This is a genomic window from Burkholderia stagnalis, assembly GCF_039848545.1.
GTDB classification, from domain to species: domain Bacteria; phylum Pseudomonadota; class Gammaproteobacteria; order Burkholderiales; family Burkholderiaceae; genus Burkholderia; species Burkholderia stagnalis.
The window spans coordinates 608,182-621,838 of sequence record NZ_CP156686.1 but is presented as its reverse complement, the minus strand read 5'-3'; the positions used below and the strand labels follow the sequence as shown (position 1 = coordinate 621,838).

Genomic DNA, 13,657 nt, shown 5'->3' with positions numbered 1-13,657 from the left:
AAAGTGCCGCCACCGTTGCTATCGCAACACGAAGATGTGCAGCAGTCCGATTACAAGCACTGTCACGATTGCGCCGTAGAAAGCGACCTTCGTACGGAGGAAATCGAATTTGCTGGACGTCCGCTCGTATTCATTGTCGAGATTCCAGAAATCCGACACGGAATCAGGGCGATAGGCAAGATTCAGCATGACGATTGCTCCCGCCGCAACGAACAGGATCACCATCAGCACTGTAACGAACATTGACATCTCTTCTACCCAATCTCACTTGGAAGTCCATCGATAGAACTCATCCAGCTCGTCTTGATACACGTCGTTCACCATCTCGCCGGTGATAGCGCCCGCGCTTGTGCCAATGTAGACGAGTATCGCGGCGCAGACAGGTTCGGCAGGCCCACACATGAACGACACGAACAGGCCTGCAATGCCGCCGCCCAACATCGAGCCCGCAATGATACTGCCCTGTCGCGCGGCCTCCTTTACCTTGTCGTCTGCGTTGATGATAGCGCCAATCGCAAACAAGGAAGTCACGAGGATGGCAACCTTTGCCATAACCCGCATCTTGCGAATCGACGCGTTGACATCATCATTCGGACGCCCCGCCGCTTCGATGACTGTGTAGTAGACCTTGCTTCGCTCCAGTTCCGTCAGCTGAGAAAACGGCTTACTAAATTGACGCTGCGCATACTTGTCCAGGTAGTAGTCAAACCCCCGCGACTTCAGCTTAATTTTCTCGGCGCCGGCGACGCCGATGGCGGATGTGTATCGCCGATACTCGACAAACAGCTTGTCTCGCAATTGGTTGATATAGATCGCGCCATCCTTTACGGTGATGTGCCCGCCATCGACCTGTTTGCGAGTTTCGTCGGATACCTCCTTGATGTGCGCCATGTAGCGCTCACGCGTCTTGCTATCCTTGATCGCATCGGCCGCAAACTTTGCCGCCACTGCTTCGAATTCAACAATGGCCGCTTCAAGGATGCCCTTTTCCAGCGTGTGTGTTTGCTGAGTCGCGTAGTTGCCTTCGTGAGTGGTCTTGCCTTGCGCTTCAATTGTGCTCACGACGACATTGCTCCCAGCAAACGATCAATAACCGAGCCGCCTTGTGCTCCGCTCTCGTGGTGAATCTCCACCTTTTCGCACATGCTGCTGTTCGGCCGCTCGAACGCAAACATGTTGTTCGAGTCGACAACTCCGTGCTGGATGGAGCCATCGGCAAAATGCGCCGTGCATTTCATCCCTTCGCAGCTTCCGTTTTCGTCGAGCTTGAACCTGACCCAATGATCGGGATCGGAGAGTGCAGCGGTTGCAGCGGCGGCAGACGAGAATCCCATGCTCGAAAGTCCTTCGCCGTCATATTGCTCATACATTACGTTTTGCGAAGGCAGCATCGTCGGCAAAGGAAAGCACCCGCAAGAAACCTTGTCGCCTTCAAGAGCGACTTTCTGTCCCATCCACCCATCCGGAAACCGTGGGCCTACCGGAACAATATGTCCGACCGTCTTGCAGGCCGGACACATTACTGACGCGCCAAGACGGGTCAACTCCTGACCCATGACCGATGTTGTCGCAATGCCTTCGACGACTACGCCCCCGGCCGTCGATTTGTCACCCACTCTCAGATAATGTCTTTTCACAAGCGCCCTTTGATTACTCTCGGGAAAGTTTGTTTTTATATCTTCTATTACACATAAGTATCGATTATGGAAGAACGAGCTTAATGGAGGCGTCACGCAACGGGACACGGCTGCCCGTCCGACGACGGGAGCCATTTGCAGCCTGTGCAGCGAACGGGGAGTTATCGTAGGCATCAATCAGTTCCGCCTCGCTACGACACTCTCGCAATACCGTCGAATCGGACGACACGCTGCGGCCTCTCCAGCAGCCGACCCTCGCTGTCCTCCGTAATAAGGCTGACCACGATCAGCCAGAACCGCTTTCAGCGCGGGTACGGAACGACCGCGCTGCTTGATTGCGCCATACTCGATACACAGATTCAGGCGTTGTCGGCAGAGAAAGGGGCGCAGGATGCGATGGTGATTTCACTGACGGGGATCTGTCACAACCTGTTGATGAAGTGGGCGGATGCGTGACGCCACGGAATGGCGCCACGCGAAATCTTGCCGCCCGCCCTCGCCGGCTCACCGCCCGGCGCAGGCGCATCAAGCCCGCTGCAGAATATCGACCGCCTTCTCCGCATCGTCCCGCGAGTCGACCCCGAGATACGCGATGAACTGCGAACCCAGCACGGCCGACGACACGCCGCGCAGATTGATCCCCCCATCAGCGAGCATCTGCGTCAATTGCGCAATCGCGCCCAATTGATCCAGCCCCATGACGCGCACGGAGTGAACGCTCGGCGTGACGCTGAACCCCGCTTGCGTCGCGGCGCGCACCACCGCGTCGCCCTGCAGCGGCGCGACGAACACGACCCCCTTGCCCGGCGCCTCCGACGTGCGGCGCGCGACGATGAACTGCAGGTCCGCGCCCGCATCCCGCAGCGCGCCCAGCACGCGCGCAAGGCCGCCCGGTTTGTCGTCGATGGTTGCGGCCCAGACGTCGACATGTTCCACGCTCAGTTCCATGGCAGCCCTCCTGCCCGACGCACCTCGATAAAAAAAATCTAGATCACCGCTTGCATGCGGGCAAGGCAGGGCCGCATCGCGCGGCAAAGGCAAAGGGTATCCCGGGCTTGCGCCGCGTCGACGCCGCACCGCACAATCGCGATACATCTGTCACCGGCTGCTCCCATGTCCCATGCGTCGCTCGCCACCGGCGTGCTCCTCGCCGCCGGCCTCGGCCAGCGCTTCGATCCGAGCGGCCTGCAAAGCAAGCTGCTCGCGCTGCTTCCCGACGGCACGCCGGTCGCGTTCGCGGCCGCCCGCCGCCTCGCATTGGCCACCGCCGACGTGGTCGCCGTCGTGCGCCCCGGCGCCGAGAAACTCGCGATGCTGCTGAACGAAGCCGGCTGCCGCGTGATCTTCGCGCCCGACGCCGAACGTGGCATGGGCGCGAGCCTCGCCGCCGGCGTGCGCGCAAGCGCCGACGCCTGCGGCTGGCTGGTCGCGCTCGGCGACATGCCATGGATCGCACCGTCCACCTACGAACTCGTCACCCGCACGCTCGACACCGGCGCCGCGTCGATCGTCGCGCCCGTCCATCGCGGCACGCGCGGCCATCCGGTCGGCTTCGCCGAGCGCCATTACGATGCGCTCGCGGCGCTCGACGGCGACACCGGCGCGCGCGCGCTGTTCGCCCGCGAGCCGGTGACGCTGCTCGACGTCGACGATCCGGCGATCCTGCGCGACGTCGATACGCCGGCCGACCTCGCGCGCGGGCGCAACGAGCGCTGAGCGAATCCGGGTGCAAACGCGCGCCCGATTGCCTATAAAGGAGACGAGGCGCCGGCGCACCGCGCCGCCCGTCACGATCTTCGCGAGCGCTCCATGACCGACCACACGACTCCGTTGCCCGAGCCCCCGGCAGATCCCACCCGCGACCCGGAAGGCGATCCGCTCGTGCCACCGTCGCCCGGACATCACGACAGCCCGCAGCAGCCCGAGGGGCCGCCAAGCAAGGATCCCGTCTAGGGGTCGCGCGACGCCCGTTTCCGCATACCCGCTCACCGCGTGCACCGGCGTGGTGCGAACGGGCGTGCGCATCGGGTCCGACACGCGCCGCCCCATTCCGCCTTCGCCTTCGCCTTCGCCTTCGCCTTCGCCTTCGCCTTCGCCTTCGCCTTCGCCTTCGCCTTCGCCTTCGCCTTCGCCTTCGCCTTCACCTTCACCTTCACCTTCACCTTCACCTTCACCTTCACCTTCACCTTCACCTTCACCTTCACCTTCACCTTCACCTTCACCTGACGCCGTGACATTCCGCCGCACGCTCTGCCGCACATCGGCGTGACGGCCGACGCCCGCCCATGCTCCCGCCCCGTTGTTTTCACGCGGCGATCCGCTCGCGGTCAAACCTTGCACGGAACGCGACGCACCGCCGCACGCGCGGCGCGGCATTCTTCACACCATTTTTCCCTGTTAGGGATTTCCCCTCTACGGCAGTGCACAACGCCGGCCGTCAAGAAAGTCATCCCGTCACGCCGCGAGCGGCGCGTTTCTCCGATCGACCGACCGAACCGACCATGCGCAACCTCTCCCTGAATCAGAAACTCGCTTCGATGATCGTCATCCTTTGGCTCGGCCTGCTTGTGATCGCAGGACTCGGCGCGTGGCAGACGCGCGCATCGATGATCGAGGACCGCCGCGACCAGCTGGCGGCGCTCATTGCGCAAGCGGTGAGCGTCAGCGACCACTACTACAAGCTGTCGCAGCAGAACGCGATGCCCGAAGCCGATGCGAAGCAAAAGGCGCTTGAAGCGATCGCCGCGATGCGCCACGGCGCGGACGGCTACATCTCGATCAACGACTCGAAGCCGGTGATCGTGATGCATCCGATCAAGTCCGAGCTCAACGGCAAGGACGTGTCGGGCTTCACCGATCCGGCCGGCAAGCACCTGTTCGTCGAGATCGTGAAGGCCGGCAACCAGGGCAGCGGCGCCGGCTTCGTCGAATACCTGTGGCCGAAGCCCGGCTCGAGCGAGCCGCAGTCGAAGACGAGCGCGGTGCAGCGCTTCGCGCCGTGGGACTGGTACGTGGTGACCGGCATGTACATGAACGACGTGCAGACGGCCGTGCTCGCGAGCATCGGCCGCTGGTTCGCGATGACCGCCGTGCTCGGCGCGATCGCGACGGCCGTGATGGTGCTCGTGCTGAAGAGCGTGCGCGCGAATCTCGGCGGCGCGCTCGAGGACGCGCTGACCGCCGCGCAACGCATCGCGCAAGGCGACCTGACCGCGCAGGTCGACGTGAAGCAGAACGACCGCGGCAGCCTGCTGCACGCGCTGCACACGATGCAGGGCGGGCTGATCGACATGGTGTCGCGCGTGCGCATGGGTACCGAGAACATCAACGTCGGCGCGGGCGAGATTGCCGCCGGCAACACCGACCTGTCGCAGCGCACCGAGGAGCAGGCGGCCGCGCTCGTGCAGACCGCGTCGAGCATGGACGAGATGACCGCGAACGTGAAGCAGAACGCGGACAGCGCCGCGCAGGCCGCGTCGCTCGCCGAGCAGGCCGCGCAGGTCGCGACGCGCGGCAGCGAAGTGGTCGACGACGTGGTGCGCACGATGAACGAGATCACCGACCGCTCGCACAAGATCGGCGACATCATCGGCGTGATCGACGGCATCGCGTTCCAGACCAACATCCTCGCGCTGAACGCGGCCGTCGAAGCCGCGCGCGCGGGCGAACAAGGCCGCGGCTTCGCGGTGGTCGCGGCCGAAGTGCGCTCGCTCGCGCAACGCTCGGCCACCGCCGCCAAGGAGATCAAGTCGCTGATCGTGTCGTCGAACGAAACCGTCGAGCACGGCGCGACGCTCGTCACGAACGCGGGCGAGACGATGGCCGAGATCGTGCAGTCGGTGCGGCGCGTGAACGAGATCCTCGACGAAATCAGCCACGCGTCGCGCGAGCAGAGCGCGGGGATCGAGCAGGTCAACCGCGCCGTCGGCGAGATGGATCAGGTCACGCAGCAAAACGCGGCGCTCGTCGAGCAGGCGGCCGCCGCCGCGCATTCGCTGCGCGACCAGGCGGAAGCGCTGCGGGATGCGGTCACGCGGTTTGCGCTGCCGGCCTGATACGGCTCACGCCGCGCTTTGTCGATGAGCGGCGGCGGCGCATCGCAGCGATGCACCGCCGCCGCGCCGCGCGCCTAGGCCGGCACCGAAGCGACGACGCTCGCGCCGTCGCGCAGGCCGAGGCACGCCGCGCGCGAGATCAGCTCGACGTCGTTTTTTGCGCCGAGCTTCTTCATCGCGCTGATCTTCTGCGCGCTGACCGTCTGCTTGCCCTTGTTCAGCCGCTCGGCGATCGACTTGATCGACACGCCGGACAGGTAAAGCCGGATCACTTCGATTTCGCGCGGCGACAGCTTCGGTGTGCTCTGGCGGTTTTCGGTGGCCGGCGTGAGCGTGTGCCTCACCGCCGGCGACAGATAGCTGCCGCCCGCGTAGCTCGAATGAATCGCGGTGACGATGTGGCCGACGTCGTCGAGCTTGCTGACGACGCCCGACGCACCCTGCGCGAGGATCGAGCGGACGATCACCGGGCTCTCGTCCGTGACCAGCACGACGACGCCGACGCCTTCGCGGGATGCCCGCAGGCGGTCGAGCAGCTGCAGCGCATCCATCTGCCCGTCGCCTCGCATCGCGTAATCGACGAGTACGACGTCGCAGTCGATGCTGCCGAGCGCCGCGACCATGTCGCCCACGCGCCGGTAGACGCCAACCAGTTCGATCGCGCAGCCGTTGCCTGCGACGTGTTCCATGCCGGCCAGCGTCAATGGCCAGTCGTATGCAAAGACGGTGCGGATACTGAATTTCCCCATACGCGCTTCCCTTGGTTGCCGCGGTGTCGGCGGGCTGTCGCGCGCCGCCGTCCGGAGGTCGGCTTTGGTTTTCCTGTTCAGGCTATTTATAGCCTGATCGTCATTCTACGAATTCGGCGCGGCGCGGGATATCTGACACGAACTTAAATGCGCCTCAGAACGCTGGTACGAGTTTTAATTTGGCCCGGTGCGGTGAAGCACCGGCCGCCGTCCGGTTGGCCGAATGGCCGACGTTGGGGCCGGCGCGCTGCGGCGAGCGTGGCAGCGGGTAAAATTGCGGGCTTCGAATGCCATTGCGGGCGGCACGCCGGCGCGTGCAGCGTGCGCCCTCGCCTGTTTTCCCGATTGATCCATGACCGATTCCGACCTCCAAGCCGACGACACCACCCTCCACGAAGACACCCTCTGGCGCGACAACGGCTGGACCGCGCGCATCATCAAGAATGAAGACGACGACGGCTGGGCCGTCGAGATGGTCAAGGACGGCGAAGCCGAACCGGCGCTGGTCGGGCCGTGGACGATGGGCCGCGACAAGAAGAACCCGAAGCCGATGGATGCGAACGCGTTCCGCACGCTCGTCAAGACCGCGAGCGAGGTGCTGATGCGGCACGAGCAGCAGCGGCGCGCGATGCTGCACAAGGAGGTGACGGTGTGGGCCGGCGAGGATGAAGTGTCGGTCACGCTCGATATCGTGCCGGACGAGTTCGAGCCTTATGCGGAACTCAAGGCGTTCGACCGGTTCGGGGGATTGCTGGGCGACGCGAAGGTATCGGCGAGGTTCAAGCTCACCAAGGCGAGCGCCGACCGGTGGGTCGAATCGGGGTTCGCGCGGCCGTCCTGAGCGGGAAAAGGCGGCGGCCGTTCGCGTCGCGTCGAATTTCGGGCCGGAAGGCGTTCACAAAACTGCCATGTGCAGTTACAATGGCGACCCTCTTGCTCAGGTGGCGGAATTGGTAGACGCACTATCCTGAGGAGGTAGCGCCGCGAGGCGCGCGGGTTCGTATCTAAACATGCCCTTGGTGCACATTACAAAGTGCGGCTTGGCTCATGGCTGGCAGGGCTGTCCGCGATACGAGGCCTGGTGCATTCTGATTGCATTGAAATGCCGACGTGGTGAAATTGGTAGACACGCTATCTTGAGGGGGTAGTGGCGAAAGCTGTGCGAGTTCGAGTCTCGCCGTCGGCACCAAAGTATTTTCATGTTCATGCGCTTTGTAGTGGTCAACCAACCCCGGACACTACGTTAAGTTTTTCTTCCGCGACGGCCGGCGCCCGTCCGTCATTGAACTGATGCGGCCGTATCCAGTTGTACCGGTGCATCAGGCAGTGGCCGATATCCCGGTGTGCTTCCTGCGCGGACATGTAACCCGCGGACAGCAGCCATTCGGTCTTGAAGCTGCGGAACAGCCTCTCCATCGGAGAATTGTCCCGACAGTTTCCGCGACGGCTCATGCTCCGCTGTATCCGATAGCGCCACAGGCGCTGACGGAATTTCCGACTCCGCATACTGACCGCCCTGATCCGAGTGGAATAGCAACCCTTGTGGCCGACCACGCTGCTCATAGGCCATATCCAGAGCTTGCACGACCAGATCGGCATCCGGGCGTGTCGAGAATGCCCAGCCGACGACTCGGCGCGTGAACAAATCAAGTACGGCGGCCAGGTAATGCCAACGGCCTTGTGCCCAGACATACGTGATGTCGCCACACCAGACTTGATTCGGCGCATCAACCTCGAACTGACGGTTGAGATGGTTCGGAATATCGAGCCCGGCGCCTACAAGATGCGAGAGGTCCGTGACGTCATTCCTCGCGTAAAGGCCAAGGATGGCGATTCTTTGCAACGAGAACAGCTTCATGCATGGTTTCGGGAGGCTCGAAAAATCGAGAATCCAATTCGAAGTGCCTACCTGCAAGGCTTGCTGATCACCGGCGCTCGCCGTGAGGAATGGGCAGCGTTGCGCTGGGAGGATGTCGACTTCGGTTGGCGAAGTCTCCGGCTTGACGACAAGATCGAGGGAACCGGCGGACGCATCATTCCCCTCACGCCATACTTGGCCAGCCTCCTACTCGAATTGAAACGCTTGAACGAAAGACTACCTAACAAAAGGCAAGCCGCACGGCTTGCCAAGCGGGGGAAAACTGGTGGCAGTCCGAGTGGGTGTTCACCAGCAAGAAATCCGCAGACGGCAAGATAGCGGATCCTCGTGACGCTCATGTCAAAGCATTGACATCCGCCGATCTGCCTCACGTGACACTACATGGATTGCGGCGGTCCGTCGGCACTCTTTCGGAGTGGGTCGAAGTACTGTTGGCGTCGTTGCTCAAATTCAGGGGCACAAACCATCCGCGATCGAGGAAAAGCACTATCGACGACGCCCCCTGGACCTTCTACGAATGCGGCATGAAAAAATTGAGTCCTGGATACTGGAACAGGCGCAGATCGAGTTTGGCCCATCTACAACGGAGTAGTGAAGTATGCAATCCCCAGCAGCAAAGCCAGACGGATCCATAGCCTCCCATCGCAAACCACGTACATGGCAATGGAACCTATTGGTGCTAGATGGAGGCTATTCGTGCGTGGCCGATCAGTGTCGTCAGAGTCCATAGCCCCGCCTACTCATACTGTAGAGAGTAACGCTTGGCCGAAAGAACACAATGCCTGCGCCCTGAACTAGGCCCCCTCATTCCGGCACCGTTGCGACTTAAGCCATCCAGACACCCGTTTTCAGACGAGAGATACAATCATGTCAAAGCCGCTTGACATGGAGGGGTCATTACCCGGTGGTTCCGCGCCAGCGTCGGTCGACGCAAGCAAGGAGGATCACATCCTCGACGTAATCCTGTTTGCCGAAGCGTTTCTGCGCCGCGCGCTGACCTACTCGTCCGCGAAGTCGATGGTCGCTCTCAAAGTGCTCTCAGTGATGAGGAATTGTGGGCCGGCTATGATGCGTGCGAAGACCTCAATTGACGAATTTTTTGTTTTTGGCCGGCGCCACGGCCTTCCATCAACATAAAGTCTGTAAGCTATCGGTTTGATGCCCTCGATTTCCAAACACAATTATGCCTGTTCGACCTGTGTCAAAGATTCCGAAACCCCTACCCTCTGATGCGGGTGAGCCGACCGGTCGAGTTCAGGCTATCGACCGCGCGTTCATCATCCTGCGCGAGCTGGCAAAGCATCCCAACGGGCAAAGCGCCCTCGAACTGGCGCGAAATACTGGTATCGACCGAACCACAACCCATCGTCTGCTCAAGACCCTGATGCACTGGGGAATGGCTGCGGGGGAGTCCGGTGTATACTTCGTCGGCGCCGAATGCGCGTTGCTCGCTACCGGTCATTTGAATCGGGCGAAGGTTCGGCGCATAGCCTTGCCTTTCGCGGTAGAGTTGCAGGAGAAAGTGCTGCGAAACTATGCAGCCGTGTTATCCATCTCCATTCCGGCGCGTGACGAGGTCGTCATCATTGAGCGCCTATGGACGCCGGCAACCCCGATAAACGTCATCACGGATATCGGCGACCATTTTCCGATTGACCTGAGCGCGAGCGGCAAATCCATCCTGTCAACGTTTTCAAGAGAAGAATGCATCGAACGTATTGGCAAGGAGCGCTACGCCGCAATCGAAAGCCTGTTGGCGCGATCCCGAAAGCAGGACGGCTTTTCCGCGGGACACGATGATTTCAAACCTGGGCTATCGTCGCTGGCATATCCCATCATTGGACCGGACGGCACCGCCTGTGCGGCAATGGTAATTGCGGGCCTCGACCTGACGGCCCACACCAAAGTCAACTCGGACCTCGCTCAGCACCTGCGGCGGGTCTGTCAGAATGTCTCGGCAAGCCTGGGCAACATTAGCTCAAGCTCACGCGCCGTCTCGCGTCATTGATGCTGGCAGGGTCGCGATGATGGTCAACGCACCCAACGCGACGAGACCAGCCACGATATAGAGACCGGTGCTCATGCTGCCAGAGTGAGTCCTAATCCATCCGATAAAAACAGGCGTGCCAAGGGCGCCCAGTTGACCAAGCGTGTTGATAAACGCGATGCCGCCGGCTCGCGCTGACTCAGACAAATAGAAAGTCGGAATAGTCCAGTACATCGCCGTAGCGCCGAGATACCCAGCGGTGCTTACGACCAGTACCAGGACCGCCAAAGTAGCGTCATTCGCGGCCTGCGGGAGCATCGCAATGCCGAATGCTGAAATGAGAACGGGCAAAGCAAAGTGCCAGCGTCGCTCGCGCCGGGCATCTGACAACCGGGTCACGAAGAACATAAAAAACACGCCAACCAAGTACGGCAGTGCCGAAAGCCAACCGAGATTGCCTATGTTCGTCACCCCGGCACCGCGAAGAATCGTCGGCGCCCAGACGTTGACAACATTTCCTGCAACCATGATTGCGAGGCAGAACGCAATTGCCAGAAGGTACACCCGCTTGTCTTTCAGCGCGCCCCAGAAGCCAGCGTGCCGAATGTTCTGCTGGATTCGCCGATCGGCCTCGAGCGCGGCATTGATTGAAGCCTTCTCATAGTCAGTCAACCACTTTGCCTCTGATGGACGGTCACTCAACATAAAAAAGAGCATGACGGCGAGGACCATCGGCGGCAAACCTTCGAGAATGAAAAGCCATTGCCATGCGCGCAATCCCCCTACATTGCCCATGTGCGAGAGTATCCAGCCTGCGATGGGGCCGCCAAGCATTCCCGATACGGCATTCGCCAGAATGAATCGGGCAGTCACGCGAGCCCGATAAGCCGCCGGAAACCAGTAGCTCAAATAGAGAATGACGCCAGGGAAGAATCCGGCCTCGGCCGCGCCGAGCAGTGCCCGCATCCAGATGAGCTGCGTCGCATTTTGCGCGAAACCGGTCGCTACGGTTATCAGCCCCCAGAGAAGCATGATGCGTGACATGGTCTTACGCGCACCAATCCGCTCCATGAGCATGTTGCTCGGTACCTCAAGTAGCAGATACCCGATGGCGTACACGCCAACCATCACCCCGAACTGCGCCTCCGAGATGGCAAACTCGTCTTTGAATCCGAGATGAGCGAAGCCGATGTTGATACGGTCAATCCAGTTCATCACCCAGCCGAGAAACAACCACGGCATGATTCGCCAAGTCATCTTGCGGAACAGCGCCCTATCGATAGTCGGTCGATAGGTGGCCGACCCGCTCTGTGCCAACACTTGTTCTGACATTTCCCCACCCCTCTGCAGACGCTTCAGACAACAATGTCGGGAAGATCGCGGCGCACACGTCCGCAACCAGAATATTTCGACTCAGGATTCGCGTACGCGCCCAGCGCCCGGCTTGTGCGCGACGATGTCACCGTATTCCTCGGAGTCGGTCACGCGCTTCCTCGCGGAATCAACGAGCGCAAAGTGGGCCTCGACGCGACGAGCGCGTTCGCAAAGGACGAGTTCCTTCGTGAGTCGCATCGCTGCCGTGGAGTGCCCGGCCATTCTCTTCGCGAGCTCGAGCGCAACGCTATACGGGTCGTCATGAATCTGATGAACCAGACCGAGCGTGAGCGCTTCCTGCGCATCGATAAGACGCGCTGATAGCATCAGGTCGAGCGCTGCTGCTTCCCCGATTATCGCGGGAAGGTTGACTGCACTGATCCCCGAAAGCATGCCGTGTTGGACTTCGGGGAAGCCTAAAGTACTGTTAGGCGCCGCAATCCGCACGTCGCAGTGAATGGCCAACGTCAGCCCCATGCCGATGGTGTACCCGTGAAGCGCAGCGATGACGGGTTTCGTCAGCCGAACACCAATCGATGGAATCGCGTCTGCGAGTACCTGCGCGGTCACCATCTCCCCGCTTTCCTGAATCTCTTTTATGTCGGACCCCGCGCAGAAGGCACGCGGTCCAGCTCCGTGCACCACGATGGCGCGAACGGCGGCGTTGTTCTCAGCCTCTTGCCAGATTTGTGCCAAGCGTCGCTTTCCGATGCTTCCAAGTGCGTTCATGCGCTCGGGGCGATTCAGGGTCACGACATAGACGCCATCGGCTGCGGGTTCGAAATCAATCTGCATGCTGTCCTCTATTGAGAAATTGACGGGCTCCAGCCGAGGCGAACGTTGCGTCGCGATGTCGCGAAGTGACTGTCGAACCTCAACTATTTTTTTCGATGTTTGTATTGTGCACATCGTGTGTGTATTATGAACACATCAAAATTATGAGGACAACGATGAAAGCAATTATTTTGGAAGCGTTTGGCGGCCCCGAAGTGCTGAAACTGCGCGAGATTCCGCCCCCAGTTCTGAAGCGCGGAGAGGTGTTGGTCAAGGTTCATGCAGCGGGTGTTTGCCACCACGACGTCATGCATCGCGCCGGCAAGCTTCCGGGCGCCAAGGTCGGGGTCGTGCTCGGTCACGAGACGGCCGGCGAGGTGGTCGCACACGGAGAAGGCGGGAGTCCTCACGCGATTGGCACGCGTGCGGTGATTTATCAACGCGCCTTCTGTGGCGAGTGCCGGGATTGCCTTCGCGGTCGCCAAGATATGTGCCGCGCCGCCAGCCTCCCATCAGTGGATGCCGAAGGAGGTACTGCGGAATATGTAGCGGTCTCATCGAGCGCCATCATTCCAATTCCCGATGGACTCGACTTCGTGAGTGCGGCGCTCGCGTCCTGCCCGATTGCCACCAGCCTTCGCGCCCTGACGAGCGTCGCGGGTATGCAACCCGGAGACACCGTTCTCATTACTGGCGCAAGCGGCGGACTCGGTGCCCATCAGATTCAGATTGTCAAGGCTCTCGGCGGCCGCGCTATTGCTGTCACGACGAGCGAACGCAAGGCTGCCTTCCTCAAATCGCTCGGCGCACACGATGTCGTTGTCGCATCGAATGGCGAATTTGGCGCGGCCGTATGGAAGCTGACAGGTAAACGAGGCGTCGACATCGCTGTCGAGAACGTTGGCCCATCTCTGCCGGAGACCATTCGCTGTGTGACGTATGGCGGCACCGCAGTCGTCCTTGGGAACATCGGCGCTCAACCGGTACCGATTCCGCCTGGTCTGCTTATTGGCCGACGCATCACCGTGGCCGGTTCTGGCATGGGAACGATGGAAGACTTGCGGAAGTCCATCGCGATGTTAGCCAATGGTCAGGTCAAGCCCGTTATTTCGAAGGTCCTTCCCTTCTCCGAAATCGCCAGTGCTCACGAGATGCTGGATACGCGGGCAGTGGAAGGCCGCGTGGTTATGCAAGGATGGTGA

Annotated in this window: 14 protein-coding genes, 1 tRNA gene and 4 pseudogenes; 9 read left to right on the top strand and 10 right to left on the bottom strand. The window is 61.1% G+C overall.

The window, feature by feature from the left end; translation table 11 throughout:
• Positions 1 to 18: 18 nt before the first annotated feature.
• From ABFO07_RS19635 to ABFO07_RS34765, 4 genes and pseudogenes are all read right to left on the bottom strand, one after another.
• Positions 19 to 243, bottom strand: coding sequence for a hypothetical protein (locus ABFO07_RS19635; protein WP_347469438.1), 225 nt, complete (start codon positions 241 to 243; stop codon positions 19 to 21).
• Positions 244 to 264: 21 nt separating this feature from the next.
• Complete coding sequence (locus ABFO07_RS19630) at positions 265 to 1,062, bottom strand: hypothetical protein (protein ID WP_230941919.1); 798 nt, start codon at positions 1,060 to 1,062, stop codon at positions 265 to 267.
• Complete coding sequence (locus ABFO07_RS19625; protein WP_230941918.1) at positions 1,059 to 1,454, bottom strand: hypothetical protein; 396 nt, start codon at positions 1,452 to 1,454, stop codon at positions 1,059 to 1,061. The genes ABFO07_RS19630 and ABFO07_RS19625 overlap by 4 nt, the downstream gene beginning before the upstream one ends.
• Positions 1,455 to 1,466: 12 nt before the next feature.
• Positions 1,467 to 1,556: pseudogene (locus tag ABFO07_RS34765) on the bottom strand (PAAR domain-containing protein); the annotation flags it as partial.
• 426 nt (positions 1,557 to 1,982) lie between these two features.
• Here ABFO07_RS34765 and ABFO07_RS19620 point away from each other — a divergent pair.
• Positions 1,983 to 2,093 (top strand): annotated as a pseudogene (locus tag ABFO07_RS19620) (PKHD-type hydroxylase); the annotation flags it as partial.
• Positions 2,094 to 2,162: 69 nt separating this feature from the next.
• Here the strand turns inward: ABFO07_RS19620 and ABFO07_RS19615 are convergent.
• Complete coding sequence (locus tag ABFO07_RS19615; protein WP_059884036.1) at positions 2,163 to 2,585, bottom strand: ACT domain-containing protein; 423 nt, start codon at positions 2,583 to 2,585, stop codon at positions 2,163 to 2,165.
• 165 nt (positions 2,586 to 2,750) lie between these two features.
• Here ABFO07_RS19615 and ABFO07_RS19610 point away from each other — a divergent pair, with 165 nt between their 5' ends.
• The gene (locus tag ABFO07_RS19610) at positions 2,751 to 3,353 is read left to right on the top strand and encodes a nucleotidyltransferase family protein (protein WP_060015552.1); all 603 of its coding nucleotides are present in this window, start codon (positions 2,751 to 2,753) and stop codon (positions 3,351 to 3,353) included.
• A 269-nt stretch (positions 3,354 to 3,622) separates the two neighbouring features.
• Here the strand turns inward: ABFO07_RS19610 and ABFO07_RS19605 are convergent, their stop codons facing one another.
• Positions 3,623 to 3,874, bottom strand: a complete 252-nt coding sequence (locus ABFO07_RS19605) for a hypothetical protein (RefSeq protein ID WP_347469437.1) — start codon at positions 3,872 to 3,874, stop codon at positions 3,623 to 3,625.
• A 264-nt stretch (positions 3,875 to 4,138) separates the two neighbouring features.
• Here ABFO07_RS19605 and ABFO07_RS19600 point away from each other — a divergent pair, with 264 nt between their 5' ends.
• Positions 4,139 to 5,692 carry a methyl-accepting chemotaxis protein gene (locus ABFO07_RS19600; RefSeq protein ID WP_347469436.1) on the top strand — a complete coding sequence of 518 codons (1,554 nt, stop codon included), beginning with the start codon at positions 4,139 to 4,141 and terminating at the stop codon, positions 5,690 to 5,692.
• Between the two features lie 74 nt (positions 5,693 to 5,766).
• Here the strand turns inward: ABFO07_RS19600 and ABFO07_RS19595 are convergent, their stop codons facing one another.
• Positions 5,767 to 6,441, bottom strand: a complete 675-nt coding sequence (locus ABFO07_RS19595; RefSeq protein WP_059986581.1) for a response regulator transcription factor — start codon at positions 6,439 to 6,441, stop codon at positions 5,767 to 5,769.
• A 352-nt stretch (positions 6,442 to 6,793) separates the two neighbouring features.
• On the opposite strand from ABFO07_RS19595, the gene ABFO07_RS19590 reads away from it, so the two are divergent.
• Together ABFO07_RS19590 and ABFO07_RS19585 are read left to right on the top strand one after the other, a co-directional pair.
• Complete coding sequence (locus ABFO07_RS19590; protein ID WP_347469435.1) at positions 6,794 to 7,282, top strand: hypothetical protein; 489 nt, start codon at positions 6,794 to 6,796, stop codon at positions 7,280 to 7,282.
• A 263-nt stretch (positions 7,283 to 7,545) separates the two neighbouring features.
• Positions 7,546 to 7,630, top strand: a tRNA-Leu gene (locus ABFO07_RS19585).
• A gap of 32 nt (positions 7,631 to 7,662) precedes the next feature.
• Here ABFO07_RS19585 and ABFO07_RS19580 read toward each other — a convergent pair.
• Positions 7,663 to 8,206: pseudogene (locus ABFO07_RS19580) on the bottom strand (IS3 family transposase); the annotation flags it as partial.
• A gap of 9 nt (positions 8,207 to 8,215) precedes the next feature.
• On the opposite strand from ABFO07_RS19580, the pseudogene ABFO07_RS19575 reads away from it, so the two are divergent.
• The 3 genes and pseudogenes from ABFO07_RS19575 to ABFO07_RS19565 form a co-directional block, all read left to right on the top strand.
• Positions 8,216 to 8,912 (top strand): annotated as a pseudogene (locus ABFO07_RS19575) (tyrosine-type recombinase/integrase); the annotation flags it as partial.
• A gap of 275 nt (positions 8,913 to 9,187) precedes the next feature.
• Entirely contained in the window at positions 9,188 to 9,457 is a 270-nt protein-coding gene (locus tag ABFO07_RS19570) for a hypothetical protein (RefSeq protein ID WP_059886263.1), read from the top strand.
• Positions 9,458 to 9,518: 61 nt separating this feature from the next.
• Entirely contained in the window at positions 9,519 to 10,328 is an 810-nt protein-coding gene (locus ABFO07_RS19565; protein ID WP_196481818.1) for an IclR family transcriptional regulator, read from the top strand.
• Here the strand turns inward: ABFO07_RS19565 and ABFO07_RS19560 are convergent.
• Both ABFO07_RS19560 and ABFO07_RS19555 read right to left on the bottom strand, forming a co-directional pair.
• The gene (locus tag ABFO07_RS19560) at positions 10,305 to 11,639 is read right to left on the bottom strand and encodes an MFS transporter (RefSeq protein ID WP_059886266.1); all 1,335 of its coding nucleotides are present in this window, start codon (positions 11,637 to 11,639) and stop codon (positions 10,305 to 10,307) included. The genes ABFO07_RS19565 and ABFO07_RS19560 overlap by 24 nt on opposite strands.
• Before the next feature lie 81 nt (positions 11,640 to 11,720).
• Positions 11,721 to 12,476: an enoyl-CoA hydratase/isomerase family protein gene (locus ABFO07_RS19555; RefSeq protein WP_063895295.1), complete on the bottom strand. Its 756-nt coding sequence runs from the start codon at positions 12,474 to 12,476 to the stop codon at positions 11,721 to 11,723.
• Positions 12,477 to 12,631: 155 nt separating this feature from the next.
• Here ABFO07_RS19555 and ABFO07_RS19550 point away from each other — a divergent pair, with 155 nt between their 5' ends.
• On the top strand, positions 12,632 to 13,657 hold the full coding sequence (locus tag ABFO07_RS19550; protein WP_060288828.1) for an alcohol dehydrogenase catalytic domain-containing protein: 1,026 nt from the start codon (positions 12,632 to 12,634) through the stop codon (positions 13,655 to 13,657).

Bases quoted from the DNA above. Each gene is read 5' to 3' on its own strand.
- ABFO07_RS19605 (WP_347469437.1), bottom strand. From the start codon at position 3,874: ATGTCACGGCGTCAGGTGAAGGTGAAGGTGAAGGTGAAGGTGAAGGTG.
- ABFO07_RS19615 (WP_059884036.1), bottom strand. From the start codon at position 2,585: ATGGAACTGAGCGTGGAACATGTCGACGTCTGGGCCGCAACCATCGAC.
- ABFO07_RS19560 (WP_059886266.1), bottom strand. From the start codon at position 11,639: ATGTCAGAACAAGTGTTGGCACAGAGCGGGTCGGCCACCTATCGACCG.
- ABFO07_RS19610 (WP_060015552.1), top strand. From the start codon at position 2,751: ATGTCCCATGCGTCGCTCGCCACCGGCGTGCTCCTCGCCGCCGGCCTC.
- ABFO07_RS19555 (WP_063895295.1), bottom strand. From the start codon at position 12,476: ATGCAGATTGATTTCGAACCCGCAGCCGATGGCGTCTATGTCGTGACC.
- ABFO07_RS19595 (WP_059986581.1), bottom strand. From the start codon at position 6,441: ATGGGGAAATTCAGTATCCGCACCGTCTTTGCATACGACTGGCCATTG.
- ABFO07_RS19570 (WP_059886263.1), top strand. From the start codon at position 9,188: ATGTCAAAGCCGCTTGACATGGAGGGGTCATTACCCGGTGGTTCCGCG.
- ABFO07_RS19625 (WP_230941918.1), bottom strand. From the start codon at position 1,454: ATGGGACAGAAAGTCGCTCTTGAAGGCGACAAGGTTTCTTGCGGGTGC.
- ABFO07_RS19635 (WP_347469438.1), bottom strand. From the start codon at position 243: ATGTTCGTTACAGTGCTGATGGTGATCCTGTTCGTTGCGGCGGGAGCA.
- ABFO07_RS19550 (WP_060288828.1), top strand. From the start codon at position 12,632: ATGAAAGCAATTATTTTGGAAGCGTTTGGCGGCCCCGAAGTGCTGAAA.
- ABFO07_RS19590 (WP_347469435.1), top strand. From the start codon at position 6,794: ATGACCGATTCCGACCTCCAAGCCGACGACACCACCCTCCACGAAGAC.
- ABFO07_RS19600 (WP_347469436.1), top strand. From the start codon at position 4,139: ATGCGCAACCTCTCCCTGAATCAGAAACTCGCTTCGATGATCGTCATC.